The sequence below is a fragment of the Acetobacter pomorum genome (assembly GCF_002738225.1).
GTDB classification, from domain to species: domain Bacteria; phylum Pseudomonadota; class Alphaproteobacteria; order Acetobacterales; family Acetobacteraceae; genus Acetobacter; species Acetobacter pomorum.
Genome location: NZ_PEBQ01000153.1, coordinates 1 through 25,983, shown reverse-complemented (window position 1 = coordinate 25,983; position 25,983 = coordinate 1). Strand labels below are relative to the sequence as shown.

At 47.2% G+C, this 25,983-nt stretch carries 24 protein-coding genes; 8 read left to right on the top strand and 16 right to left on the bottom strand.

The annotated features are described in order from the left end of the window. Positions 1–307: 307 nt before the first annotated feature. On the top strand, positions 308–1,255 hold the full coding sequence (locus CSR02_RS12520) for a LysR substrate-binding domain-containing protein (protein ID WP_099541864.1): 948 nt from the start codon (positions 308–310) through the stop codon (positions 1,253–1,255). Positions 1,256–1,432: 177 nt separating this feature from the next. Next, the gene (locus tag CSR02_RS12515) at positions 1,433–2,794 is read left to right on the top strand and encodes an amidase (protein ID WP_099541863.1); all 1,362 of its coding nucleotides are present in this window, start codon (positions 1,433–1,435) and stop codon (positions 2,792–2,794) included. Between the two features lie 83 nt (positions 2,795–2,877). On the opposite strand, the gene CSR02_RS12510 is transcribed toward CSR02_RS12515, so the two are convergent. From CSR02_RS12510 to CSR02_RS12495, 4 genes are all read right to left on the bottom strand, one after another. Further along, complete coding sequence (locus tag CSR02_RS12510) at positions 2,878–4,218, bottom strand: PQQ-dependent sugar dehydrogenase (protein ID WP_099541874.1); 1,341 nt, start codon at positions 4,216–4,218, stop codon at positions 2,878–2,880. Positions 4,219–4,621: 403 nt separating this feature from the next. After that, entirely contained in the window at positions 4,622–5,125 is a 504-nt protein-coding gene (locus tag CSR02_RS12505) for a YciE/YciF ferroxidase family protein (RefSeq protein WP_042787853.1), read from the bottom strand. A gap of 126 nt (positions 5,126–5,251) precedes the next feature. Continuing rightward, on the bottom strand, positions 5,252–5,635 hold the full coding sequence (locus tag CSR02_RS12500) for a hypothetical protein (RefSeq protein ID WP_042787854.1): 384 nt from the start codon (positions 5,633–5,635) through the stop codon (positions 5,252–5,254). Positions 5,636–5,945: 310 nt separating this feature from the next. Next, positions 5,946–6,755, bottom strand: coding sequence for an amidohydrolase family protein (locus CSR02_RS12495; RefSeq protein ID WP_244176996.1), 810 nt, complete (start codon positions 6,753–6,755; stop codon positions 5,946–5,948). Positions 6,756–7,011: 256 nt separating this feature from the next. Between CSR02_RS12495 and CSR02_RS12490 the strand changes: the two genes are divergently transcribed. Next, complete coding sequence (locus CSR02_RS12490) at positions 7,012–8,757, top strand: oleate hydratase (RefSeq protein WP_099541861.1); 1,746 nt, start codon at positions 7,012–7,014, stop codon at positions 8,755–8,757. 16 nt (positions 8,758–8,773) lie between these two features. Here the strand turns inward: CSR02_RS12490 and CSR02_RS12485 are convergent, their stop codons facing one another. Then, on the bottom strand, positions 8,774–10,033 hold the full coding sequence (locus CSR02_RS12485; RefSeq protein WP_099541873.1) for a cation:proton antiporter: 1,260 nt from the start codon (positions 10,031–10,033) through the stop codon (positions 8,774–8,776). 164 nt (positions 10,034–10,197) lie between these two features. Continuing rightward, positions 10,198–10,941 (bottom strand): SDR family NAD(P)-dependent oxidoreductase, encoded by a 744-nt coding sequence (locus tag CSR02_RS12480; RefSeq protein WP_208616831.1) that lies wholly within the window; start codon positions 10,939–10,941, stop codon positions 10,198–10,200. A gap of 19 nt (positions 10,942–10,960) precedes the next feature. Here CSR02_RS12480 and CSR02_RS12475 point away from each other — a divergent pair, with 19 nt between their 5' ends. Next, positions 10,961–11,485, top strand: a complete 525-nt coding sequence (locus CSR02_RS12475) for a LysR substrate-binding domain-containing protein (protein ID WP_244176995.1) — start codon at positions 10,961–10,963, stop codon at positions 11,483–11,485. Between the two features lie 140 nt (positions 11,486–11,625). Here the strand turns inward: CSR02_RS12475 and CSR02_RS12470 are convergent, their stop codons facing one another. Further along, positions 11,626–12,573, bottom strand: a complete 948-nt coding sequence (locus CSR02_RS12470; protein ID WP_167384145.1) for a DMT family transporter — start codon at positions 12,571–12,573, stop codon at positions 11,626–11,628. Positions 12,574–12,746: 173 nt separating this feature from the next. On the opposite strand from CSR02_RS12470, the gene CSR02_RS12465 reads away from it, so the two are divergent. Next, a complete protein-coding gene (locus CSR02_RS12465) occupies positions 12,747–13,235 on the top strand; it encodes an Lrp/AsnC family transcriptional regulator (RefSeq protein ID WP_042787860.1) in 489 nt (162 codons plus the stop codon). A gap of 39 nt (positions 13,236–13,274) precedes the next feature. Here CSR02_RS12465 and ehuD read toward each other — a convergent pair whose 3' ends face one another. From ehuD to CSR02_RS12430, 7 genes are all read right to left on the bottom strand, one after another. Next, positions 13,275–14,009 carry an ectoine/hydroxyectoine ABC transporter permease subunit EhuD gene (ehuD, locus tag CSR02_RS12460; protein WP_099541858.1) on the bottom strand — a complete coding sequence of 245 codons (735 nt, stop codon included), beginning with the start codon at positions 14,007–14,009 and terminating at the stop codon, positions 13,275–13,277. Between the two features lie 3 nt (positions 14,010–14,012). Next, positions 14,013–14,672 (bottom strand): ectoine/hydroxyectoine ABC transporter permease subunit EhuC, encoded by a 660-nt coding sequence (ehuC, locus tag CSR02_RS12455; protein ID WP_099541857.1) that lies wholly within the window; start codon positions 14,670–14,672, stop codon positions 14,013–14,015. After that, the gene (gene ehuB / locus CSR02_RS12450; RefSeq protein WP_167384144.1) at positions 14,669–15,547 is read right to left on the bottom strand and encodes an ectoine/hydroxyectoine ABC transporter substrate-binding protein EhuB; all 879 of its coding nucleotides are present in this window, start codon (positions 15,545–15,547) and stop codon (positions 14,669–14,671) included. Before ehuB ends, ehuC begins: the two co-directional genes overlap by 4 nt. 8 nt (positions 15,548–15,555) lie before the next feature. Beyond that, positions 15,556–16,329, bottom strand: a complete 774-nt coding sequence (locus CSR02_RS12445; RefSeq protein WP_167384143.1) for an amino acid ABC transporter ATP-binding protein — start codon at positions 16,327–16,329, stop codon at positions 15,556–15,558. A 20-nt stretch (positions 16,330–16,349) separates the two neighbouring features. Next, positions 16,350–17,360, bottom strand: coding sequence for a N(2)-acetyl-L-2,4-diaminobutanoate deacetylase DoeB (doeB, locus tag CSR02_RS12440; RefSeq protein WP_042787862.1), 1,011 nt, complete (start codon positions 17,358–17,360; stop codon positions 16,350–16,352). 10 nt (positions 17,361–17,370) lie between these two features. After that, positions 17,371–18,552 carry an ectoine hydrolase DoeA gene (gene doeA / locus CSR02_RS12435; protein WP_099541855.1) on the bottom strand — a complete coding sequence of 394 codons (1,182 nt, stop codon included), beginning with the start codon at positions 18,550–18,552 and terminating at the stop codon, positions 17,371–17,373. A gap of 64 nt (positions 18,553–18,616) precedes the next feature. Beyond that, entirely contained in the window at positions 18,617–20,803 is a 2,187-nt protein-coding gene (locus tag CSR02_RS12430; RefSeq protein ID WP_244176994.1) for a TonB-dependent receptor, read from the bottom strand. Between the two features lie 1,030 nt (positions 20,804–21,833). On the opposite strand from CSR02_RS12430, the gene eutB reads away from it, so the two are divergent. Together eutB and CSR02_RS12415 are read left to right on the top strand one after the other, a co-directional pair. Further along, positions 21,834–22,802 carry a hydroxyectoine utilization dehydratase EutB gene (eutB, locus tag CSR02_RS12420; protein WP_099541853.1) on the top strand — a complete coding sequence of 323 codons (969 nt, stop codon included), beginning with the start codon at positions 21,834–21,836 and terminating at the stop codon, positions 22,800–22,802. 2 nt (positions 22,803–22,804) lie between these two features. Further along, positions 22,805–23,764 (top strand): cyclodeaminase, encoded by a 960-nt coding sequence (locus CSR02_RS12415; protein ID WP_042787867.1) that lies wholly within the window; start codon positions 22,805–22,807, stop codon positions 23,762–23,764. 54 nt (positions 23,765–23,818) lie between these two features. Here CSR02_RS12415 and CSR02_RS12410 read toward each other — a convergent pair whose 3' ends face one another. After that, positions 23,819–24,298, bottom strand: coding sequence for an Lrp/AsnC family transcriptional regulator (locus CSR02_RS12410; RefSeq protein ID WP_042787868.1), 480 nt, complete (start codon positions 24,296–24,298; stop codon positions 23,819–23,821). A 237-nt stretch (positions 24,299–24,535) separates the two neighbouring features. Here CSR02_RS12410 and CSR02_RS12405 point away from each other — a divergent pair, with 237 nt between their 5' ends. Continuing rightward, positions 24,536–25,711, top strand: a complete 1,176-nt coding sequence (locus CSR02_RS12405; protein ID WP_042787869.1) for a cystathionine gamma-synthase family protein — start codon at positions 24,536–24,538, stop codon at positions 25,709–25,711. A gap of 21 nt (positions 25,712–25,732) precedes the next feature. Here the strand turns inward: CSR02_RS12405 and CSR02_RS16875 are convergent. Beyond that, the coding region (locus CSR02_RS16875; protein WP_208616830.1) for a hypothetical protein at positions 25,733–25,983 on the bottom strand (251 nt) is incomplete at its 5' end.

Sequence of the window (25,983 nt, the reverse complement as noted above, 5' to 3'; positions counted from 1 at the left end):
AAATCAGTCAAATATCAATATCCAATGAATTTAAGCTCACTTCTTCCTGAAGGGATAGTATTGAAAAACTTCTACCCCCATAGAAGAATACTATGGAAAACTTTTATCAACCTGTACAAGAAAGAATTTTTCATTTATTATATTTATAAAAACCAATATACATAAGATAAATTATTATATGTGTTTTTACTGAATTTATGATTATAAAACACAATATTAAGCATTTTATTCGTTTCGAATATTTATTGACTTTCTGCGGAAAATGATATAACAATAATGTGAAGTATACGCATGGAGATGACTTAAATTGGACATCAGGCGGTTACAGGCATTTGTAAAAATCATTGATATTGGAAGCATCTCTCGGGCTGCCGATATTCTAAACATTGCGCAACCGGCCCTTAGCCAACAGCTCGCCTCCCTAGAAACTGCCTTTAAACAAAAGTTGCTTATCCGCAGCAAAATGGGTGTTACCCCTACAACTGCAGGGTTAGAACTGTACCGTCATGCACAAACCATGATCAAACAACTTGATCGGGCCATGACAGAAGTGAGCAGTGGTGCTGGCCCTTTGGTTGGAAAAGTGTCAGTTGGGCTTTCTCCCTATTCTTCAGGATCTACATTATCATTAGCCCTTCTAAAAGAAGTGCGTGCCAAATTGCCTGGCATTATTCTGCATCTGACAGAAAGTTTTGACGATATCTACAGCGAAATGGTTATGACCGGACGTTTGGATATGGCCATTATTCATGGTGCTGGGCCAATTAAAGGCGTGAATTTCACCCCTTTGATGAAAGAGAATTTTTTTCTGGTTGCCCCAGAAGATTCAATATTTGCACAGAGAACATCAGGCCCCATCAAACTTTCAGAACTTACCGAAGTGCCTCTTCTTCTGCCGCCGGATTATAATTTTGTGCGCAAGCGCATTAACATGGCTTTTGCACGCAAACAGATCAAACCGCATATTGTTGCAGAAGTTGAAGCCCTTTTGACACTTCAGGATGCTGTTGCTGCGGGCATTGGTTTTACTATTCTCCCGTGGTCTGTTGCCAGCAAAATTATCGTTCCAGATAAATCCCGCGTATACGAACTCTGTAGTCCTATTATTCAGGAAGATGTTTCTCTCTGTATCCCTGAAAGTATTCCTGAAACAGAAGCAGGAATTGCCGTTAGAAATATTCTGATTGAACTTGCCAAAAGCATGGTGATGTCTCAGAATTGGCCAGGAACACAAATTATGGATGGACGTCATTAAATTTCTTGAGTGAATTACTACATTCCATGCAATAAACGCACCTATTATTTTGCCTTACAAACTCAGCATATGCAAGCGCTCCCAAGTAACGGAGCCGCGAATTGTATGCGAGCCATGATATGTTCTACTCTTCCCAGTATCATAGATTAACAGCACACAAATACGGAATTCACTCCGATGCTCTCCTCCTTTCCCTCCCTATTTCATGCAGCGCAAGCTCTTGCTGATGGTCGCACCACAGCCCGTCAACTGATAGAAAATGCTTTAGCCAACATTGCAGAGCCAACAGGAGAAGGTGCACACACGTTTGTAGCGGTTCATGCCAAAGCCGCACGCCAGCAGGCTGATGCCATGGACAGATTACGCTCTCAGGGACAAGCTCCTTCCCCAGTAGCAGGTCTATCTGTTTCCGTTAAGGATCTGTTTGATGAAGCTGGATCCATAACGCGCGCAGGTTCCAGAGTGCTTGAGGATACGCCGCCCGCCTGTATGGATGCCCCAGCCATTGCACGCCTTAAGCAAGCTGGGCTTATTAGCATTGGCCGAACAACAATGACTGAATTTGCTTTTTCGGGCATTGGTATCAATCCATATTTTGGCACCCCGTCAAACCCGTGGCACAGACAGGAAAAACGTATTCCTGGTGGTTCCTCATCTGGAGCAGCTATTTCTGTTTCGGATGGCATGGCTTTTGTCGGGATTGGTAGCGATACGGGCGGATCCTGTCGTATTCCTGCGGCACTAACCGGTCTTGTCGGTTTTAAACCGACTGCACGCCGTATTTCTACAAAAGGAACTATTCCGCTTTCCTTCACCTTGGATTCTATTGGCAGTATTGGCCATACAGTACAATGTTGTTGGGCAGCAGATAGCCTTATGGCAACTGGCACACTCCAGATACAGGAAGCCCCAACCGGACGAGATGGTAATACACTCCGCCTAGGCATTCTAAATACGTATGTAATGGATGGTATGGATGACATTGTTGCCAAGACATGGGAAAATTGTCTCCATAAACTTTCCTGCAAAGGCGTTATTCTTGAAACATTTACCTGCCCACCGCTGAAAGAAATTCCTGTAGCTAACAGCAAGGGCGGTTTTCCTGCTGCAGAATCCCTTGCCTGGCACAAGCATTTTTTAAACACACATCAAAAAGATTATGATCCATTTGTGTTGCAACGCATTTTACGCGGCCATGAACAAAATGCCGTGGATTATATCACCTTACAACAGACCAGAAGCCGACTGATCCAACAGGCAGCCGATATCATGAACCATTATGATGCTGTCATTTTACCAACTGTACCCATTATCGCGCCAAAAATAAGTGAAATGCATGATACGGCTCATTATACGGCAACCAATCTACTCTTATTGCGCAATACAACTGTAGCCAATTTTCTTGATCTCTGCGCAATCAGCCTGCCATGCCACCGTGCGGGTGAAGCGCCTGTAGGGCTTATGGTCATGGGCCGCCATATGGAGGATAATCGCCTTTTCCATATTGCAGCGCAGCTTGAGCGTATTCTGGCAAATTAAGCGACTGTCATCAAGAAATCCGGCTCAAGCCTATAGCCGGATAATCTTTCCTCATCTTCCATGCTTAAATGATATAAAAAATGTTATTGAGGCTTGCCAGTTACCCGCCATACAACATTGCCAACATCATCTGCCACTAACAAGGCTCCTGCACGGTCAAGCGCAAGACCAACTGGCCGCCCATGTGCATAGGCTTCATCAGCTGTCAAAAAACCTGTGAGTACATCAAGAGGCATTCCTGAGGGTCTTCCTTGATCAAAAGGAATATAGATAATTTTATAACCACTTTTGGGCCGACGATTCCATGATCCATGTTGCGCAACAAACAAGCCATGACGCCATGTATCTGGAAGTTGGTACGCATCCTGAGAAAAGACAATGCCAAACGAAGCTGTATGCGAACCAATTGCGTAATCAGGCACAATTGCTTGTGCCACAAGATCCGGCCGCTGAGGGGAAACTCGCACATCTACATGCTGACCATAGTAACTGTAAGGCCAACCATAAAATGCGCCTTCTTTTACGGCTGTAATATAATCCGGCACAAGATCACTACCTATTTCATCCCGTTCATTCACACTCACCCACAAGGCACCCGTTTCGGGCTCAAAAGCCAAACCATTTGGGTTACGTAATCCGGTTGCGTACGGGGTTAGCTTTCCTGTCGCCAGATCAAGTTTGTCTATTCGTGCCCGCCCTTCTTCAACATTCATTCCATTTTCGGCAACATTGCTGTTAGAACCAATAGTTACATACAAAAAGTTGCCATCTGGACTGGCAAGCACATTTTTTGTCCAGTGATGATTATATCCTGCAGGCAGATCGACCACCTTGACGCCAGGTTCTTTAATTTGCGTATCCCCATCATGATAGGGAAAGCGTAGAATTGCATTAGCATTGGCAATATAAAGATCATTCCCTATCAATGCCATTCCGAACGGAGAATAGAGATGATCCAGAAAAACTGTTCGCGTATCTGCTGATCCGTTACCTGCTGTATCTCGCAATAGAATAATCCGGTTTGGGCTGGCACCTCCCGCCCCGGCTTTGCCCTTCACAAGTTTGGCAATGCGATTTTTAATGCTTGAAACATCTGTGTTTGGAGAATTGCTTTCAGCAACCAAGATATCACCATTTGGCAATCGATAGAGCCATCGTGGATGATTCAGATTTTTTGCATAGGGTGTTACTTCCAATCCCTGCGCCGCGACAGGCACCTGTGTCCCTGACCACCCAACAGGCGTTGCGACATTAACTGTTGGAAACAAAGTATGATTGGGATTTGGCAAATCAGGATGTGGACCAATGCCAACCGCAACGGGAAATGAAGCTGCTTCTGGATGCAAAACAAGCTTCCATCCTGCTGCACCGATAACTACAAGGCTGAGCATACCCACGCCGCCCCAGTACATCCATGTTTTCATCATATTCTCTCGGTTCTGTGTTACAACCAAGATCATGCAGTTCATGAAAAACCCTGTTCTATACTTTGAGAGAACCAAAAGTGTTTCATTTACAAGACAAACCTACCAGCACGATCACCTGTCTGTCCAACATCAGGTCCGGTTTTAACATCCCAACAGCTCAATGAGTTCCTCTGTTTGTTTCTTAAGTTCTCCAGGCAAAAATCCTCTGCATGTGTGGAAGGCGTACGTTTCCATATATCAAACAGTTTTCTAGGCATGTTTGAAAAATGAAAAGAAAATTTACAGAAAGTTTATTTCTGCAAATTCGCATCTTTGGGTCTCACCTTCCACACGCCAGATACAATCTGGACTTACAGATCCATATTACCTGTAAACCCATGGCTTCCAGAAACAGCTGACATTAAAGAGCGTGTTCGTTCACACTCTTTTCAGCAATGGTCGTAAGTTTTTTATCGGCAGATTTTTCTTCTTCAAGCGTCTGTTTCAAAAGAGCAGCACAATCCGTCCGGCCAAGTTGCCTTGCATAAGCAATAAGACTGCCATAACGGGTTATTTCATAATGCTCTACTGCTTGCGCTGCAGAGAGCATGGCCGCATCACATACCTCTGGATCATCGCAATCACTGATAATATCTTTTGCTTCGGCCAGAATGCCATTTATGGCCTGACATGTAACACCTTTCACTGGCTGCCCATGCATCTGAAACACCTGTTCCAGTCTGCGTACCTGCTCTTCTGTTTCTCTCAGATGATGTTGGAATGCAGCCTTCAGTTCTGGGTCTGAAGCCTCATCGGCCATAGTAGGCAGGTTCTTAATGATCTGGTTTTCAGCATAATAAATATCCTGAAGCGTATGCACAAACAAATCATCAAGCGTTTTTATCGGTGTTGAAAACAAGCCCATCGGAACTCTCCATTTGGAAAAATGTCTACTGCCTGAGCACTGCAAACAGTCAGCAAACTGATTGAAGCGGATGGTATATAAGGGGCATCAGCAATATTGCCGATGCCCCCAATGTCTGACACGAATTCAGGAGTTTTTATGGCTCTGCTGACCAGCCTTAACATGCTGTTCGTGCGTGCCACCACGGGTGCCAGAACTGTGATCTCCTCCCATATTCTCGTCATGTGAGGAGCCAGTATTCTTGTGGCTTTGCTGACCAGCCTTAACATGCTGTTCATGCGTGCCACCACGGGTGCCAGAACTGTGGTCTCCCCCCATATTCTCGCTATGTGAGGAACCCGTATTCTTGTGGCTCTGCTCGCCGGCCTTAACGTGCTGTTCGTGCGTGCCTCCACGAGTGCCAGAACTGTGGTCTGCCCCCCTGTTCTCGTTATGTGAGGTGCCTGTATTTTTATGGCTTTGCTCACCAGCTTTTACGTGCTGTTCATGGCTGCCGCCTTGATTGGCCATTTTACTGTTCCTTTTTTCTAAGGTGAGACGGCCCTTTGTATTTAACCGTCACATGGCAAACTGCGGGCTTCATATGAAGTTCCAGAAAAGCTGATCTGATTACATTTTTTTTAGAAATAAAACATAATAGAATCGAAATAAAAAGCACGATTACACATTAATTATAATAGATTTTAACCCGAAAATATTTATACGATTATTAATGATACATAACCATACAAGATATTAATTGTATGCGCTCAGGTGCCGTGGACTCTCTTTACCTTCTCACAAAACCCTTCCCACTTTAGGCCAAAATAAGGAAGGTATCTTATGTAAAATTGTAAAGTACGGCAGGATTTTGCACCAGAATGCGTTGGCGCATCACCTCATCAGGTGCCCACTTTGCCAACATGGAAAGCAGATCTGTGGTATTTGGCATATTCTGCACGGCAACATGTGGCCAGTCACTTCCCCATACCACGCGTTGAGGATTTGCATGAATAAACGCCTGTGCCAGTGGCGTAACCTGCCACATATCCTGAAGATTTTGCACAAGACGATAAGCCCCGGAAAGCTTTATCCACCATCCTTCTCCGGCTACGTATCCGGCAAGTGTTTTCAATGCGCTTGTGTTCTGAACATCAGCTGGTGTCAGATAACCCATATGGTCTATCACCACCACACACCCAAGCCTTGCCATACGGGGCAACAGTTCCAGCCCACGCGCCACATCAATCAGAAACTGCATGTGCCAGCCAAAAGGGGCAATACGTGCAGCAATCTGCTCCATACTCTCCAGAGCTACCCCTCCGCGAAATAGCGCGTTAATGCGCACGCCGCGTACACCTTCCGCATGCATGCGTTCAAGCTCCGCATTGCTGATTGTGGCATCAATAACAGCCACTCCCCGCAGACGATCGGGATGATGCGCCAACACTTGACGCATATATCGGTTATCGGTTCCATAAATACTGGGTTGTACAAGCACACCACGCTGTAGCCCCAAAGCCTCTAACATGGCCAGATAAGCGCCCTCTGGAGCTGGTGGAGGCGTATAACTACGATCTGATGTAAATGGATAGCGGGCTGTATCCTCTGCAATAACATGGGCATGACAATCACATGCAAGGGCTGACACTACAAAATCCGGATGATACAAATTATCAAACGGCGCTGGACAATTTATGGTTCCAGTTTCAGACGTAACAGCAAAAGACATAGGCACATTCACTCAAATAAAATTGGGCGGCTTTAAACCGCATACCAAGTATTATAGTAACGTTAATACAGATCAATGACACAATTCAGAATCAATATGTATATGATCTGAAAAGATTCACTTTTCGACATCTCGATCGGGCCGCATCTGTCGGCTCTGAAAGAAGCCTTACATCATGAGATACGCCCATAGCAATTTTGAAGCCTTTGCCCGCCCGGCAAAATCAGAAAGTGCAGAAAACCGATCCGCATGGATTGTGGGAGGCGGATTAGCTGGCATGGCAACGGCAGCTTTTCTTATCCGTGATGCGGGCATGATACCGTCTAAAATTACCATTCTTGAAGCCTCAAAAGCCAATGGTGGAGCGCTGGATGGAGCAGGCAATGCAAAAACAGGCTGGCTTATCCGGGGGGGCCGGGAGATGGAAGAACAGTTCCAATGTTTGTGGGACCTGTATCGTTCCATTCCATCACTGGAAGTGCCAGATGCCTCCGTTCTTGATGAGTTTTACCGCCTCAATCGGGCCGATCCCAGCAGCAGCCCTGTACGGGCAATGTATGCAAATGGGCAGCCTTTACCAGATCGCAATCATCTGACACTGACGGGCAAAGCACGGCGGGAGATTATTGCACTTATTCTTGCTGATGAGGAAAAACTGGCAGGTAAGACCATCAGCGATGTGTTGTCCCATGATTTCATGAAGTCACATTTCTGGCTGTTCTGGCGTTCTATGTTCGCCTTTGAAACTTGGCATAGCGCGATTGAGATGAAGCGCTATCTGGCACGTTTTGTGCATCAGATTCTTGGATTGAAAGATCTGCACACACTGAAGTTCACCAAATACAATCAACAGGAATCTCTTAGCAAACCGCTGGCAACGTGGCTCACCCATCAGGGCGTCATATTCCAACACGGTGTTCAAGTCACAAATGTTCATGTGGACACATCGGCCGGGAAAAAGGTAGCAACGCAGATCGACTGGCTAGAAAATGATGCCAAGGGAGGTATTACTCTCACCCCGACCGATCTGGTGTTTGTCACCAATGGTTCCATGGTAGAAAACTCTTGTTGGGGTGACCACCATACACCCGCGCCCATTGATACAACCATCAAGGAAGGAAGCGTCTGGCAGCTATGGCGCAATATGGCAGCGCAAGATCCAGCTTTTGGGCGGCCTGATGTGTTTTGTGGAGATACAGTAAAATCCCGCTGGGAATCAGCAACCGTGACAACACTGGATGCACGTATTCCAGACCTTGTGCACAAGGTTACAGGGCGTGATCCGTTTTCTGGCCGCACAGTAACGGGCGGCCCCATTACCATTCAGGATTCCGCCTGGTTGATGAGTTGGGTTGTCAGTCGCCAACCACATTTTAAGGCGCAGCCAAAAGGGCAAATGGTTGCATGGCTTTACGGATTGTTTAGCGATGTACCAGGCAATTACGTAAAAAAGCCCATGCAAGAGTGCACTGGTGAGGAAATAACACAGGAATGGCTGTTCCATATGGGTGTACCCACTAACCAGATTGGTGACATGGCTGCAACGGGGGCAATCACTCATCCCTGCATGATGCCTTTCATTACAGCACAGTTCATGCCGCGCTCCCCTGGGGATCGCCCAAAAGTGGTACCAGATGGGAGCGTGAACCTCGCTTTTATTGGTCAGTTCGCTGAAACACCACGTGATACGGTCTTTACCACAGAATATTCTGTCCGCACTGCCATGGAAGGCGTTTATACACTTCTCAATGTCGATCGTGCTGTGCCTGAAGTCTTTGGCAGCATTTATGATATCCGAATGGTGTTGCAGGCTGCTGCAGAATTGCGTGATGGAAAAAAAGTTCCGGCATCCGGTCTGCTCCACCATCTTACAGATGGAACAGAGATAGATGATTTGCTGGAACGTTATGGGCTGATCTAAGCAGCAACAGTGTTCATTATGGCTGGGGCGTGGATGTCGGATAAAGAGTGCGGGCAACACGCTCCATAGTCAGTCCCTGTACAATAATGGTAAATACCACCACGCCGTAACAGATTGGCAGTAACAGATCACGCAAACCTCCGGGCGGTAATCCAAGCGCAAGCGAAACCGAAATGCCGCCACGCAGGCCGCCCCATGTTAAAATACCGAGAACACGACCCCGATCCCATTGCCGGAGATGCACCGGAAGCGTGGAAAACAGCACGCTTAATGCCCGCACGGCAATGGAAAGCGGAATAACCACAAGTGTGGCCATTACCGTAAAAAGATGTGGTGTAATCTCTAGTATTTCAAAACCAATAAGCATAAACAGTAGAACGTTCAGCACTTCGTCAATCAATGTCCATGCAATATTGAGTTCCTTGCGAGACGCTTCATCGAAAACAGAATGGCTGTAGCTTGTCCCGAAACAAAGACCAGCGACCACCACGGCTATCGCACCCGACATGCCAAACTGGTTGGCAATACTGAAAGTACCTGTTGCCAAAGCGAGAGATGTCAGCAGATCAATATGTGGATCCCGCTGCCCTTTGAGCACACGCAGAGCAATCCATCCAGTCAGTGCTCCAAGAAGACCACCGCCAAGGGCTTCGCGGCAGAAACTCAAGGCAATTTCAGAAATTGCCATTCCTTGGCTCTCGCCTGTTGCCAGTCCGATTGTAACACCAAAAATAACAACCCCTACACCATCATTAAACAAGCTCTCCCCCGCAAAAACAGCCTGAAGTGGCCCCGGCAACCCCAAACGTTTCAACATGCCCACCACCGAAACCGGATCTGTTGGCGCAAGGATGGCACCAAGCACGATACACCATGCAAAAGGAACGGTGTGGCCCATCAGGGAAAAGACATACCATGCCGCAACTGCAAGAAAAGCAACGGCCAACACAGTCCCCAGAACAGAAAGGGCCGTTACAGAAGCAAGCTTTGCACGCAAGTGTCCGATATTCACCTGTGTGGCGCCAGCAAACAGCAGAAGTGACAACGCACCATTCAAAAGTGCTGTCGGCAGATTAATGGCCCCAAGCATAGACCGCGGAAGTGCCTGCAAATCATAGGCCGGTATCAGCGGATTCAAGATCATGACCAGCAGAGACGCCAGCAATGAGAAGATCAACACACCGATCGTCACAGGCACGCGAAACGTGTGATGATTCAGAATGCTGAAGCCTGCAGCAAGCGTTAGAAGCAGAGCGAAGAGACTGATCGTATCCATGACCATATCGCTGGTCGCTTTAGTTTCTCACGTCAAGAAAAACCGGCAATGACTCATCATCGAAGAAGCCAGACAGTTCATTGAGTGGCAGAAGTGAGACCATTGCCACCTGCTCTGTTTTGTTGATGCGGCAGGCGGCTGCGACAATAGGAAGACCTGCCTCTTCAGAGTGTGATCGGATTCATCTCGGCATCAGGATAGGCTGTATCTATCTCACGCTGGCGCCAGGTCTGCAGATCACGATGACGGGTCTCCAGGGTCTGGTCCCACATCTGGTAGGCATCCTCACCCAGCATTAAGCGTACGGGAGATGTCTCAGAGTTTACCATATCGATTATAACGGCAACGGCTTTTTCCGGGTCTCCCATCTGTTTGCCATTCTGATCATGGAAATACGTCTCCAGCCCTGCATCAAGCTCTGCATAATCCGCAATTGTATTGGAGGCCTTGATGATGGTACTTCCGGCAAAATCAGTACGGAAGGCCCCCGGTTCAACCAGTGTTACACGGATATCAAGCGGTTTGACCTCATTATGGAGTGCTTCAGTAAAGCCTTCCAGCGCAAATTTGGATGCACAATAAAGGCCACATCCGGTAAAGGACACCAGACCGGCAATACTCGTCAGATTGAGAATATGTCCAGATTTGCGCACACGCATCTGTGGAAAAATTTCGTGCGACAGTTCGGCGGCTGCAAAGAAATTCAGTTCCATATTCGTCCGGATCTGCTCAGAGCTATATTCCTCTACTGCACCATAAGCGCCTGCCCCTGCAATATTGGCCAGCACATCAATATGGCCGAATTTTTCAGTCGCCTGCGCCAGAACATTTCTACGCATCGCAGCATCTGTTACATCAAGACGTAACGGAAGGGCACGTGCACCATAAGGGGCTGCGATCTTCTGCAATGGCTCCAACCGGCGCGCCGTGACAACTGATTACGGACGCACTGACATTGTGCAGGAGCGTTACGATGCCAGTGTACGACGTGGACAGCTTATCTCAAAAGACATGATCGCATTACGGATCGGGCCAGATATTCCGATGACTGTGGTGGCCACGCCAGCTTTTCTAGCCCGATACAACACACCAGAAAAGCCGCGTGAGCTTGCAGAATTCCCCTGTATCAATATGCGTCTTCCCACATATGGTGAGCTATTTTCCTGGCAGTTCAAGAAAGGTGGCAAGGATGTACGTGTCACAACATCAGGCCAAATTGTTCTGACCAGCCTCTTTCAGATCCGCGCGGCCTGTCTGGCCGGACTGGGGCTGGCATGGCTACCGCTAGATTTTGTAGCCTCCCGCATTGCAACAGGAGAGCTGATTGAAGTGCTGACCGGATGGCGAAAGACCTTTGAGCCCTATCACTTCTACTATCCAAACCGGCGACAACACTCTTCTGCGATGACCGCTCTGATCAACGCGCTATCTATAAAGAGGACGAAAAAGTAATCGATATTCACATCAAGCCTATCATAAGCGGTGCCGTGGGACACATACAAAGGCATCCGTAAAAACCGTTGCTTAAAGCATAATGTTCGCGAATATACGTCATTATCCACCGCTCAACTGATTGGCTGGCCAGGAGAGGATTATAAATCCAATCCCTCCTCAGTACTGGTCACAGCGCCATGTCCCGCCCATGTCGCAAAAATCACACTCCCAACAATCAATGCCAGCCCCATAGCCAGTAATGTTGTAATCCGCTCATGCAGAAAAACCGCTGAAGCAAGAACACCAATAACAGGAACCCCTAATGTAATATTGGACATAGTAAAGGTAGAAACACGTCGCCCTACATCAGCCGCAATAACAAAACAGAGCGATGTGGCAACAGGGCCAATAAAGAGCAGTAACCCCCACAATTCGGGTGTCCAATGCTGCACATGCGGCACCCCGACAACCACCATGGAAATAATGGTCAGGCTGAGTGCTGCAAACAACATTTGCCATGGCGCCAGATCAATAGGGCGCGAAACCCATTGATGCCGCCGTATATGCAGGATAACAAACGCCCAGCCCACAGCTGCAAACAATAACATGGCTGCCCCAGACAACGCACCCGGCTTGTTCCAGTCCATCTCCAGTGGTGAGCAGATCATCCCAATGCCACACAGCCCCACACACAGGGCAATCAACTGCTTTGATGTGGGTTTTTCTCCAAACAGAAGCCAGCCTGCCAGCAAACCCCACAAAGGGGTGGTATATGCCAAAAGTGCGGCGTGGCTTGCGTCTGTATACTGCATGGCCGTTACACCTAGCGCTGTAAACGCCATCATTTGCAACCCGCCGATACTGGCTAGAATAGCCCAATCACCCTTTTGTGGAAATTTAAGCTCACCCCGCCAGCCTAAAAACAGAAACAGACAAAAACCAGCCGTTGCAAACCGTAATGTTGCCATCCACAATGGGTCCATAAGCCCTACGGCAACCTTCATTGCGGGCCAGCTTAAGCCCCAAAGAACAACCATGACTCCGAGCCAGATATTTGTCTCGTTTTTGCCAAAACTTTTTAAAAACAAATCTACCAAGGAAGACATATGAGAAAGTCCGTTCTATTGACGAGAATGTTTTAAAATAAAAACAGAGAATCCAGAGCACTTCTGGTAAGAGGGTTTTAAAAGAGGCGTGCCGATAAATCTGACTTATCTTTTGCACTGCTTGCAGATAATCTGGTAAAAATAACCAACATATTTGCGATGAGAGGTATATTTTGCCTGACACACCTTTTGCGCTAGATGCCACCAGCATACGTATTCTGGATATTCTTCAGAAAAATTGCGAAATCAGCAATAATGAGCTTTCTGCCATTGTCGGCATTTCTGCTTCACCTTGTTGGCGACGTGTCAATGACATGAAAAATCATGGCGTCATTCAAAGATCTGTTGCCATTGTTGATCCACTCGCCCTTGGTCTGGCTGTGAATGTTTTTGTCCACGTTTCCTTGACTCATCAGGACAAACAATCGCTTGAGATTTTTAATGCCGCCGTCAAAACCCGCCCCGAAGTCATGGAATGTTATCTCATGTCAGGGGAATCTGATTATATGTTACGCGTTGTTGTAGAAAATCTTATGAAATTCCAAGAGCTGATTCTAGATTTTTTAACAAAAATCCCTGTTGTCTCTAATATCCGGTCCAGCTTTGCTCTAAACCAGATTAAATATACAACGTCCCTTCCAACAGGGCACATGAAAACATAACTAGCCGACCGACAATCCTATATCCTTCTCTATATTTCTTTACGAAATCAGATTTTCAGTGGGATCAAGTTCCGGGCTTTCATGAAACGCCCGTTGATGAGAAGGATAATTTTCTTTTCCATGGTACACAGCAATCACTTTTTTCACAATTCCCACACTGCCCCTGGCAACCAAACCCAATGTAAGAAACAGCACGCCAACCATTGTAATGGGCTCAAGGTAACGGTAGTGCATGTCTCCAAACAAGTTGGCTTCTCCCATCATGTCCATCACGGATATTGATGATAAAAGTGGCGTTTCCTTAATTAGGGCAATAAAATAATTGCCCATAACAGGCACAACAGGGCGGATGGCCTGCGGCAAAATAATGTAACGCCATGTTTGAAAAGACGAAAAATTACAGGATTGACTAGCCTCCCATTGCAACACAGGAAGAGCATCAATACCACTTTTATAAACATTTGATAAATACGTGGCGTAATGAACACCAAAACCAACAATACCACAGGCAAACGCCGGGAGTGTAATATTTAAATAAGGCAACAGATAGTAAAGAAAAAACAGTTGAACAAGAAGAGGTGTACCACGAATAAAATGGGCACAACCAGTCACCAGAAAATAGATTGGTCCACGCGTCACTTTTTCAAGAATGGCAATAACCAGCCCTAAACATACAGCTAAAGCAAACGAAAAAAGCGTTGCCAGAATAGTAACCAGCAACCCTTGCATGAGATAAGGGAAGACCATGACAACAAAATGGTTATCCCAAGTCATATCTTATACCTTTACAGATTTTGGTTTGGTCAACCGTGTTACAGACTGCACGAAGAAAAGGATGCCAAGATAAAGAAGAAAATAAACAAGCAGGGTTACCGCAAAAGGCAGAAAAGTCTGCCCTGTGCGAATACGGAACTGTTGCGCCTGAAACGTAATATCTGACAAGGATATTAACGAAACAATGGACGTTGCTTTCATCAGTTCCACCATATTATTCCCAAATACGGGCAACATACGCGGAAAAGCCTGAGGCAGAACAATATACCGAAATGTCTGATACCGTGTAAAATTCAGTGCACAGCAGGATTCATACTGATCTTTGCCAGTTGCCTGTATGGCGCTTCTCACTACCTCTGCCCCATATGCCCCAACATTAAGCCCCAGCCCCAAAATACCGGACAGGAAAGGAGAAAGTAGGATGCCAAACGCCGGAAGTGCATAATATAGCCAAAAGACCTGAACAAAAACTGATGTTCCACGAAAGACTTCAATATAAAATACGCTGATAATCCGTATCAGACGCCAACGCGCAATGCGCCCCAAACCAAAAACAAATGCACAGATAAAAGCAAGAACACTCCCCAAAACAGTCAGGGCAACTGTTATTTCCAGCCCATGCAGTACGGAGCAGAACAGATCCAGTACTATGTTTTCCGTCATTGCACTTCTTTCCCTGCACAAAACTCCTTACGGGTATGTTCACGCGCTAAAGTGGGATCAAACCCATGTGCCAGCAAAATCCTGTCGTAAGTGCCATCTGCCTTGAGTTGTGCAAGCACATGATCATAAGCATCCCTCAGCGCAACCGCGCGTGGGCTAAAGGCTATGCCTGCACACATAACAGGCGCATCTTCCACTTTTACAAGTGTCAATTTTTGCTCATGCCACAGATCAACAAGATGCTGGGCGGAAGAAGCCGGTAAGGAATACACCTGTATACGCCCTGACAGAAGCATGATCATACCGCTCGGACCATCGGAGATAGGCACAAGCCTGTTGGCGGGAACCCCTGCAGCAAGCGCCGCATGTTCCTCCGAACCACCTGCGGGCACACCAATCTGTAGTGCATGATCTTTTGCCAGATCATGGTAGGATCTGGGATTAGAATGCCCGTTAGCCAGCATTAGAAGGGCCTCCCGGTCGCATAAATCCGGCTCTGAAAAAGCAACAGCTTGACAACGCCCCGGTTGAATAAACAAGCCAGAGCTAATAGCATCGCTCCGGTCTGCCAACAGGCCCGGAATCAGCCCCCCGAAAGTAGACAGAACCCCCTGCATCTCCGGCACTCCCATTCTTTGGAACACCGCGTGCGTCAATTCAGGCCCAACGCCCCCTACCCGCCCATCCGCGTCAATAACCGTCCATGGGGGTTCGTTGGAAAGACCAATTCTCACATAGCCACGCTGTTGCAGTTGCGCCAACCGGGATAAAGGCACCTGAGCAGTCGTCTGTGCTTGTGCCGCATGCACAGCCCCTACAGAAAAAGCCATAAACAGCACGGTAACAGCATAAATTTTGCGCAATCTATTGCTCATGCTGCCCATTAAACACCTCGTGCAGGGAGCCCCAAAAAAGCTCTTGTTCGATGATCCTGTGGATTGGTAAACACCAGGTCCGGCGCACCATCTTCGACAATCTGGCCATGATCAAAAAACAGAACACGGTCTGCAAACTGTCTGGCAAATTCCATTTCATGCGTAACAAGCAACATGGTCGCACCCGTGGTTTCACCAATCACATTCAGCAGGTCCAGAACCTCGGAAACACGTTGGGGATCAAGGGCGGAAGTGGGCTCGTCAAACAGTAGAATATCCGGCTGGAGCGCCAGCGCACGTGCAATGGCCACGCGCTGCTTCTGCCCTCCAGAAAGCTGATCTGGAAGGAGATGCGCCTTATCTGCCAACCCAACAGTTTGCAAAAGATCCAATGCACGTGCTTCCGCTTCGGCTTTGCGTGCCTGACCGTTTAAAATCTGTGGCAACGCAATATTACTTAAAACTGTAAGATGCGGAAAAAGACCAAAATGCTGAAACACCATTCCAATCCGTGCCCGAACGGAACGGAGTTGGCTTTCAGGGAGCAAGCGTGGCACGCCAGACTGCTCCTCGTACATCGACTGCCCCCCAACCCGCACCTGACCGGCATCTATTGTTTCCAACGTCATCAAAATACGCAGGATTGTTGTTTTCCCCGACCCTGAAGGACCAAGCAACGCAACTTTCTGGCCCTTGGGAATGACCAGATTCAAATTGTCAAGAACCGATACACCGTTAAACGCCTTTGAAACATTGGAAAGTTCTATAATTGGACGTGACACGGCTTTCTGTTCCATCTTGCTCATACGTCTTCTATGACAACGCCAAATGATGCGACACAGTCACCTATTTTGATAAGGCCGGGAAAATGGCGCGCAATGAGAATACCATCACAAGGTGCCGTAATCTGTGCTGGTGGTACACCGGTTCTGTCTATTGTATGAATGCGCGCTATCACTTGGCCTTTTTTTACAGATCCTTCCAGATCCACACACATTTCGAGCAGGCCATCCTGTTCCGCAAATATGAAGCTATCATCACCTGGCATATCCAGCCACTTTGTTGGCGCAGCAATGATGTCACCAGAAAGAATACCCGCATGTCGCAGAACGTTCTTTGCGCCCCGTTTAGCAATTTCCGCAGTTCTGGCGGATACTGTGCCACCACCACCAAGCTCGGTTGTTACAAAAACCTTGCCCATCTCCTCAATAGCCGTATCGAACATGCCGCGTGAATCAATCTCGACCATTTTCAGGGAGTATGGTGCCCCAAATGCCTTAACAGCGGAGAAACATTTTTTTTCCTGTTCGGCATCAGGTAGAACATGTGCTGCCGCGAATGGTATGAACTCCAGCGTTTTACCACCAGAGTGAAAATCCAGAACAATATCGCACAAAGGTAACAGAACACGCTGGAAATAATCAGCAATTTTTTCAGTCACCGTTCCATCCGCGCGTCCGGGGAAAGCACGGTTCATGTTCACATGGTCAATGGGGGAGGTACGGGTAGCCGCACGAAAAGCCGGATAATTCATGGCCGGCACAATAATAATCCGCCCCGAAACATCGGAAAGCTCCAGTTCCTGCGCAAGACCAAAGAGCGTTACCGGGCCTTCATATTCATCCCCATGGTTCCCACCAGTCAAAAGTGCTGTCGGGCCTTCGCCATGACGCACAACTGTTAACGGGATCATAATTGACCCCCAAGCTGAGTCATCACGGCTATAAGGCAGTCGAAGGAAACCATGATGAATACCGTCCTGGTCAAACGGAACAGTAGACACAATGGGGGTTTCAAGCTGTGTATCAGTCATAATGTGCAGCTCAGTCCTTCACAAACAGTTTGCGGGGTACATTGGACAAACACTCGTAGCCGGTCTGGGTGATCAGAATGCTTTCTGTCGTTTCAAAACCCATGGTATCGAGCCATAGACCCGTCATGAAATGGAAGGTCATTCCGGGCTTGAGTTCAGTCTTGTCTCCTGGTCGCAAGCTCATCGTGCGCTCACCCCAGTCCGGCGGGTAGGACAGGCCGATTGGATACCCTGTGCGATTATCCTTTTTTATTCCGTATTTTTTCAGAACTGAGAAAAAGGCATTCGCAATATCTTCGCACAGATTACCCGGCTTGGCTGCCAGCAACCCTTCTTCCATTCCCTCAAGAGTCGCTTTTTCTGCATCCAGAAAAGCGTCAGTCGGCTTACCAAGAAAGACCGTTCTAGAAAGAGGGCAATGGTAGCGATTATAGCATCCAGCCACTTCAAAAAAAGTGCCTTCCCCCTTCAGCATGGGACGATCATCCCATGTCAGGTGGGGGGCTGCTGCATCCGTTCCAGAGGGAAGCAATGGCACAATGGCAGGATAATCCCCGCCAAAATCTGCTGTGCCACGCAGGCCGGCATCATAAATTTCGGCCACCAGGTCACATTTTCTCATTCCTGGTTCTATTTTCTCATAGATTCTGGAATGAATTTTTTCAACAATCTGCCCTGCCTGCCGCATATAAACGACTTCCTGCGGGCTTTTTACTGCTCGCTGCCAATTAACAAGGCTGGTTATATCTGCAAACCGGGCATTAGGCAGGCCATGCGTTAATGCGGCAAACGCTGCGGCGGAAAACCAGTAATTATCCATTTCCACACCAATGGATGCCGCCTGCCAGCCACGGTCTGTCAGTTTTGATGCCAGATAAGTCATGGGATGACGTTCTGGGGACTGCACGTAAATATCAGGATAACCTATGATATTTTCTTCATCAATCCATACTGTCCGGCGTGCGCCATTGGCATCCTGCTCTCGGCCAAACCATACGGGATCCCCTGACAGGGGCACAATGACACATTGATAAACGTAAAAGGACCACCCATCATATCCTGTCAGCCACGCCATGTTGGATGGATCACTCACGATCAGAAGATCAAGGTTACGTCGGCTCATTTCCTTGCGTGTTTTTTCAAGGCGCGCGGCATATTCTTCGCGGGAAAATTTCAATCGTGCCTGGCTCATCTCACACATTCTTTCGGCAAAAGTAAAAACAGATTGTTTTATGAAGTGATTTTCACACATCTCCTCAGAATCTGGCGCGTACGGTCCCGAAATACTGCCTGGGAGCACCGATCATGAAACTCTGATAATCCCCCATGAAGGGATTTCCATTTTCGCCCATGGTGCTGATGTAAGACGCGTTGAAAAGGTTATAGACGTTGAATTCAAACGATAGGTTTTTCATGAATCCTTTTGTCGACAACTGATATTTTGCGCCAAGGTTGGCAAGCCAGTAACCGGGAACAGATGTGTCATTCATGTAGCTCAGGTAGCGTTTGCCAATATAATTGACATCAAAATGAGCTGACATGTTCTTATACGTGTAGTCCACCCCCGCTTTGTACATAAAGTCCGGGTAGTTCACGACCTTCTTTCCCGCCTGATGATAAACAACACCTGCCGTAGTTATATCTGAACCGTAACGAGAATCGTTATAAGAAACACTGTTATATATGGAAAGGTTTTTTATGGGGCGAATGGTGAATGCGGCATCAACACCATTCATCGTGACAGACCCGACATTCACTAAAGTGGAGACAGGATCCACAATAGACTGGGATTGCATGGCCTGCAGGCGGTTGAAAAAATTAACACGATAGAGATTAAGAGAGGCTGAAATAAGGTTGGAATTGTAGCGATACCCCAACTCATACGCCCAGTCTGATTCGGGCTTGATCGTCTTTTGCAACTCATGGAATGTCTGCTGGTTGGTAACACCCCACGCCTGCCCCATTTGATATCCCCCCTGAGCATAAGCACGCTTGTTTTCGGAAATATCAAAATAGAGTTCATGCCCAGGCAGAAACCGCCAATTGGCACTAATATGCGGTAAAAATGCAGCAGACGTTGTTAAAGACCCCGAAGGCAGCTCGGATTGGCCTGTATAGGCTACGTCATTCGCTGTTGCTCCGCCATGGGTTGTCACCAGCATGGAACGGAAACCCGCATGTACGCTCAGGTTCTGGAGAATACGATAGGTATCCTGCAGATGATACTCAAAGGTGTTGGTATTGTAGGTTGTACCCCACAGTTGCGCTACAGGGTGCCGGAAGCTGCTCATATCAAGTGGGTTCAGCGGATTACCTTCACCCAAAAGCGGCATCTGGAACGCATTATAATCCATTATATAGCGGTTATTTTCATACCATACACCGGTATTCAACGTGTTATGAGCTATTTTGTAGGTCACACCAGTTGTAAAACCATAACGGGCAACTGACCCTTGATGCTCCTGATAACGCAGCGGCGCCCCGTTGGGAGAAGATGCAAACGGACTGGCATACCCACCCCATCCAAGGTTGGAGTGCCCATATGCAACGCTATCCCATGTCAGGTTATCAGCCAGTGTAATATGCGCTTTTAACCCTCCCAGATAATCGCGGGCAATTGCGCTGGAATCATAGAACATGGCATCCAACGGATCATTGGTTTTCTCCTGACCGTTTGCATAAATACCCTGCGCAGCCTGATACGCTGCTTTATAGTTTGGATAAAAATTATCCAGACGTGGACCCAATGTATGCAAATAATTGAGAGAGAGATCCTGATAGCTGAGATACTGCTGATCGTCCCAGTCAAAGAATGCCGAGATCTCACTGTTATCCGCAATAGGCTGGACCAGCTTGGCATTGACCTTCTGATCAAACAGCGGACCGGAGCCCTTCCATTTTTCACTATCACTTCGTGCATAAGAGACAAAAAACCGCGTGCCCGAAGCATTTAGGTCACCAGAATTGAAGCGCACGAAGGTTCGGAACGCGCTATTGCTGCCAAATGTCTGGCTAACATCAACCTGCCGTTTACGAGTAGGATCCATAGACGCAAAACTGATTGCGCCACCAAGGTTGTTGGTGCTGGGTGTATCCACAGCCCCTGCCCCTTGGGAAACATCCATGCGGCCAATGTTATCAGGCGAAATAGCCTGATTGATGCCAAGACCATTGTAGTTACGGTAAGTCAGTTCTCCTAGGGGAATACCATCCAGAGTAAAGCCGATCTGATTTTGGAAAAAACCTCGAACATAAAGCTCCGTCGCCCAACTATCCTGCGCCATAGGGTCTGCCGCGGTTAACAGAACCCCAGGCTGCTGCGCAACCACCTTTAAAGGGTTTGTGCCGGGCACAAATTTTTCTATGTCGCGCGCGGTCATAATCTCGTTGGAACCATGCGATGTACGGCGCGTTACAACATTCACCGACTCTGCTTCGGACAAATCTGCTGTACGGGCACGGTTTTTAGATCTTGTAATCTTTTTTCCGCTGGCCTTTTGCGGCAATAGCGCATGACCTTTTGCCTTCTGGGATACCTCAGCGGCAAAACTTTCAGAACCTCCGAATGACACAAACAGCGTCGAACATAAAAGCAGAGGGCAAAAAGTTCTTTGTTTCATCCGTATGTTCCTCATCAAAGGCCCAGGGCCACTGGTCCATGTGTCTCGTCAGGAAACAGTCGGCAACGTCTACCCAGATTGCGTAAGATGTGCGCCTCGCAGCGATAGCGTAGCTGGAGCAAGCATTACGAGTAGATCTGAGAACCGCGCCCTTTCCAGTTTCATATCGGAATCAGAATAACAAAGCGAAGGAGACACTTTGCATCATATAGATATCAATATGAGAGGATAATCTGCGTCATATTCATATTTATCAGTTTTTTTTGTATTGATGTATTTTTCTTCATTTTACTTTCTTCATCAATTTGGAGCATTGCCACTTAAAAATACTCTCTCATCATGCCTTGACTGAACGTCTTTGCGAAAACGCTAAAATAGCAAATACGTGTTTTTTTAATAATATAAAATTTTAATTTTCTTATGTTATTAACAATAACTTTAAGAAAATGTTACATATTTTTTCGTCCTAAACGGATTTCATTCTTACCAGAAAAATAGCGCAATCTCTCCACCCACATAAAAACGTTACTTAGAAATAACAAAATGTAATCTATTTACCCATCCTCTTAGCGATGAATTTATGCGCCAATTTCCATATATACGTAGAATTTTGTATCTTCATCGTATCAAAATATAGAAAAACACCCTGCCAACATGATACAATCCTATAGAAACGCTTTATCATGCTTGTGAGCAGGAACACCTGGAATGCCAGAAACGCCTTGTTTCCCAACTCTCTCTTAATATTATAAAAATCGCCCTAACCTTCTGTTTCCCTTACTAATTAGGGCCATAGAAAATTATTGGCAAAACAGAGGGTATGTTCCAACATCTTTTTTGAACGGCTACCATCATGACAATGCCCACGCTGCTTGACGTTATCGCCGCGGCTGAACGGCTCCGTGGACGGATTGTTCGGACCCCGCTTGTTTCATCTCCTTCTTTATCTGGAACGCGCACGTCATCTGTCTTTTTAAAACTGGAAACCCACCAGACCACGGGAAGTTTTAAATTACGTGGTGTCAGCAACATGCTTCTGTTATCTGGGCAGAATGCAAAAGGGTTTGTAGCAGCCTCTACCGGCAACCATGCCCGTGCATTAGCCTATGCTGCACAACAGATGGGCAAACCCTGCACCGTTTGCATGTCCAAACTCGTTCCTGAAAATAAAGTCCAAGCCGTGCAAGCACTTGGCGCCAATATAAAAATTGTCGGTGCCTCGCAAGATGATGCGCAAGAGGAAGTTGACCGCCTTGTTTTGTCTGAAGGATTGCTCGCCGTGCCACCATTTGATGATAAGCGCGTCATTGCCGGGCAAGGTACAATTGCACTGGAAATTCTGGCAGAAAATCCTCATATAGACACACTTCTTGTCCCGCTTTCAGGCGGGGGGCTCGCTGGCGGTATCGCCATGGCAGCCAAATCCATAAAACCGTCTGTTCGGGTGATTGGAATCAGCATGGCAAAGGGCGCTGCCATGGTCGCCAGTCTTCAAGCAGGCAAACCCGTTACAGTTACCGAAGAGCCATCTTTGGCGGACTCCCTTGGTGGCGGCATTGGCATACCCAACCATTATACATTTGATCTGTGCAAGACATATCTCGATGATACTCTCCTTTTAACCGAGGATGAGATTGCAGCGGGTATTCGACATGCCTATCGGTATGAACAGGAGATTGTCGAAGGCGCAGGTGCTGTTGGTATTGCTGCTCTCCTGGCAGACAAGGTCCGTTCATCCGGTACAGTCGCTGTTGTTGTTTCTGGCAAAAATATAGATATGGCTGTTCATCAGGCACTCATCTCAGAAAACCAGAAGATATAACCATGCATATTCTTACCGAAACAGAGCTCCGTGCATTGGTCAAACTGGACACAACGCTCATTGATGCCATAGCCGATGGGTTTCGTGCCTTGGTAGAGGGGCATGTCATCATGCCTGACATCCTGCGGCTCGATATTCCCGAAAAGGGAGAAGTGGATGTTAAAACAGCATATGTAAAAGGCATTGACAGTTTTGCCGTCAAAATCAGTTCTGGCTTTTTTGGCAATGCAGCGCTGGGCCTCCCAAGCCTAAGCGGCATGATGGTACTGCTGGATGCGAAAACAGGCGTTACACAAGCGCTGTTACTCGATAATGGCTATCTGACAGACATAAGAACCGCAGCAGCTGGAGGCGTGGCAGCACGCATATTGTCTCGGCCGAATTCCCATATTGCCGCCATTTATGGGGCTGGCCTTCAGGCGCGTCTGCAACTTAAAGCACTCCTGCTCACTCGCCCGATTACTGAAGCCCGGATATGGGCCCGCCGCCCCGAACAAGCGTTGGAAACAGCGGCATGGTGCACCAAGGAATATGGGCTACCTGTGCACGCCTGCGCCGACCCGGCAGAAGCTTCTAAGGGAGCTGATATTATTGTCACTACAACACCGTCGGCCACACCCATTTTGCTGCGTGAGTGGTTGGAACCTGGCCAGCATATCACTGCCATGGGATCGGACGCCGAGTTCAAGAACGAATTGGACCCCAGCATTATCGCCCATGCTTCACTTTATGCTGCAGACAGTCTACTCCAGACCACGCGCCTAGGAGAACTACATCATACATTAGCAAACGGCCTGAACATTGAATTATCCTGTTCCACGGATCTGGGGACTATTCTGAACGGAAAACACCCCGGCCGTTGCGCGCCAGATGAAATTACAGTAGCTGACCTTACAGGAACAGGCGTTCAAGATACCGTCATTGCAAAAATGGCTTATGATATATGGAAAAATCGGTCCTAAAATAAAAGCGCTGACATCATGTTTGATGATGCCAGCGCGCCCTCGCCAATAACATTATTCATCATCGGGCACTTCTACCGGTACGGAAAAACCTGCCTTGACCCGATCCATGACCACCAACGTCTTAAAGCCGCGGATATCAGGATTTTCATAAAAGAAGTTCCGGGTAAACACTTCGTAGTCTTCCATGCTACGCGCAGTGACATACAGGACAAAATCCGTTTCACCCGTTACGTAAAAACTATTGACAATTTCAGGTGTAATACGAAGTGCTCTCTTAAACCGATCTATAATGTCCGACCTTTCCCGCTCAAGGGTAACCAAAACAATCATCTGAATTGGTCGCCCTACCGCCCGTGCAGAAATAATGGAAACATCCCCTTCAATAACGCCAATATCACGCAAGCGCTTCAAACGTCTCTGGCACGCTGTTGCTGACAGACCGACCCGATCTCCGATAACCTGAGATGTCAGACGATTATTTTTCTGAACGATTTCAAGGATGCTCGCATCAATGCGGTCATAAAGCTTCATAAGCTGGAAATCCTCATCAAATACATCATTATGAACGATATCGTATCAGAATCGTAATATTACGCAGCAAATATGTTTATGGATAGCCCTATACTTCAACGATCGAGACGTTCTCCATTTTTTGTTGCGAGAAAAAACATTATGACAAAACGGTTCAGGAATACGTAGCAACTCAAATATGGCTGTCACCAGAGCGTCCGCTATCTCAATATAATCTCTTCTGTTCAGGTATATGCTATGAAAAACGTGGGTATTGGCACAGAATCCGTTTGGGCCGGAGAAAGTAAAGTCTTTTCCGAAGGTGCTATATGCGTACCAGTCTATAACTCGGTTGCGTTCGGCTACGATGATATGGACGAATGGTTTGCCGTAGCAACGGGCAAAAAACCTGGCCATATTTATTCAAGAAACACAAATCCGACCGTTCGTGTTCTTGAAGAAAAAATAAAAATCATGGATGGCGGAGAAGAAGCGACCAGCTTTTCCACCGGTATGGCGGCTATCAGCAATACATTGCTGGCCCTTTTAGGGCCGGGTGATCGTGTTGTTACCATCAAAGATACTTACGGTGGCACCAACAAAATCTTTATTGAGTTTTTACCCAATATCAATGTGGATGTCTGCCTGTGCGACACAGCAGATTATGACCTGATTGAACGGGAAATCGCCAACGGCTGCAAAGTTGTTTATCTGGAATCCCCAACCAACCCAACACTAAAAGTTCTTGATATTGCGCGTTTGGCCAAATGTGCGCATGCCCATGGTGCCATTGTTATTGTTGACAATACGTTTGCAACTCCCATCAACCAGACTCCCTTGTCCTTGGGAGCGGATATTGTAGTTTACAGTGCCACAAAATATCTAAACGGACATTCAGATGTTATGGGTGGTCTGGCCGTTGGCAGAAAAGACTTGATTGATACAATCTTTCATTATCGTGAAATAACAGGTGCCACTTTGCACCCGCAGTCGGCCTATATGATTCTACGCGGCATGAAAACTCTGGAACTGAGAATGCAGCGTCATAATGAAAATGGTATGAAGGTGGCTGAGTTCCTCTCTACTCATCCCAAAATTGATAAAGTCTTTTATCCTGGCCTTACCACGCATCCAGGGCATGATGTGGCCAAAAAGCAGATGAAAGCTTTTGGAGGGATGCTAAGCTTTTCTGTCAAAGGAGGTTTTGACAACGTTATTGTTCTGCTCGAAAGCCTGCGTTACGCACATAAAGCGGCCAGCCTTGGCTCTGTTGGCACTTTGGTCGGTCCACCCAAAACCACCAGTCATGTTGAACTGACACAGGAAGAGCGTCTGGCAGCCGGGATTCCTGAAAGCCTGATCCGTTACTCCGCTGGTGTGGAAGATAGTGCTGACCTGATTGAAGACCTATCTCAAGCATTAGACAAAATCTGAACTTAAAATCCTGAAACAGCCTTATGCCGTTCTTTCGGCATAAGGCTGTTTCAGTTCCGCTAATATTATTTTAAAATAGCATGCTAGAGCTGTTTGCTTCTCAAGCAATCTCAAAGTCGACGCTCCGATATAATATAGTTCGCCCAACCTACGCTGGAGTTTCGCTCCTATTTGTATCCTATATGTTTCCTGCGATGGAAATTTAGCCGCAAAAAAGCCGCCTCTGGGGGCGGCGTTTTTTGTTGGATATAAGTATGTTCGGCTTGGTTGCG

Coding starts and splice junctions, on each gene's coding strand:
- CSR02_RS12515 (WP_099541863.1), top strand. CDS start 1,433: ATGCTCTCCTCCTTTCCCTCCCTATTTCATGCAGCGCAAGCTCTTGCT.
- CSR02_RS12510 (WP_099541874.1), bottom strand. CDS start 4,218: ATGAAAACATGGATGTACTGGGGCGGCGTGGGTATGCTCAGCCTTGTA.
- CSR02_RS12505 (WP_042787853.1), bottom strand. CDS start 5,125: ATGGGCTTGTTTTCAACACCGATAAAAACGCTTGATGATTTGTTTGTG.
- CSR02_RS12500 (WP_042787854.1), bottom strand. CDS start 5,635: ATGGCCAATCAAGGCGGCAGCCATGAACAGCACGTAAAAGCTGGTGAG.
- CSR02_RS12490 (WP_099541861.1), top strand. CDS start 7,012: ATGAGATACGCCCATAGCAATTTTGAAGCCTTTGCCCGCCCGGCAAAA.
- CSR02_RS12485 (WP_099541873.1), bottom strand. CDS start 10,033: ATGGATACGATCAGTCTCTTCGCTCTGCTTCTAACGCTTGCTGCAGGC.
- CSR02_RS12470 (WP_167384145.1), bottom strand. CDS start 12,573: ATGTCTTCCTTGGTAGATTTGTTTTTAAAAAGTTTTGGCAAAAACGAG.
- ehuD (WP_099541858.1), bottom strand. CDS start 14,009: ATGACTTGGGATAACCATTTTGTTGTCATGGTCTTCCCTTATCTCATG.
- ehuC (WP_099541857.1), bottom strand. CDS start 14,672: ATGACGGAAAACATAGTACTGGATCTGTTCTGCTCCGTACTGCATGGG.
- ehuB (WP_167384144.1), bottom strand. CDS start 15,547: ATGAGCAATAGATTGCGCAAAATTTATGCTGTTACCGTGCTGTTTATG.
- doeB (WP_042787862.1), bottom strand. CDS start 17,360: ATGACTGATACACAGCTTGAAACCCCCATTGTGTCTACTGTTCCGTTT.
- doeA (WP_099541855.1), bottom strand. CDS start 18,552: ATGAGCCAGGCACGATTGAAATTTTCCCGCGAAGAATATGCCGCGCGC.
- eutB (WP_099541853.1), top strand. CDS start 21,834: ATGACAATGCCCACGCTGCTTGACGTTATCGCCGCGGCTGAACGGCTC.
- CSR02_RS12415 (WP_042787867.1), top strand. CDS start 22,805: ATGCATATTCTTACCGAAACAGAGCTCCGTGCATTGGTCAAACTGGAC.
- CSR02_RS12410 (WP_042787868.1), bottom strand. CDS start 24,298: ATGAAGCTTTATGACCGCATTGATGCGAGCATCCTTGAAATCGTTCAG.
- CSR02_RS12405 (WP_042787869.1), top strand. CDS start 24,536: ATGAAAAACGTGGGTATTGGCACAGAATCCGTTTGGGCCGGAGAAAGT.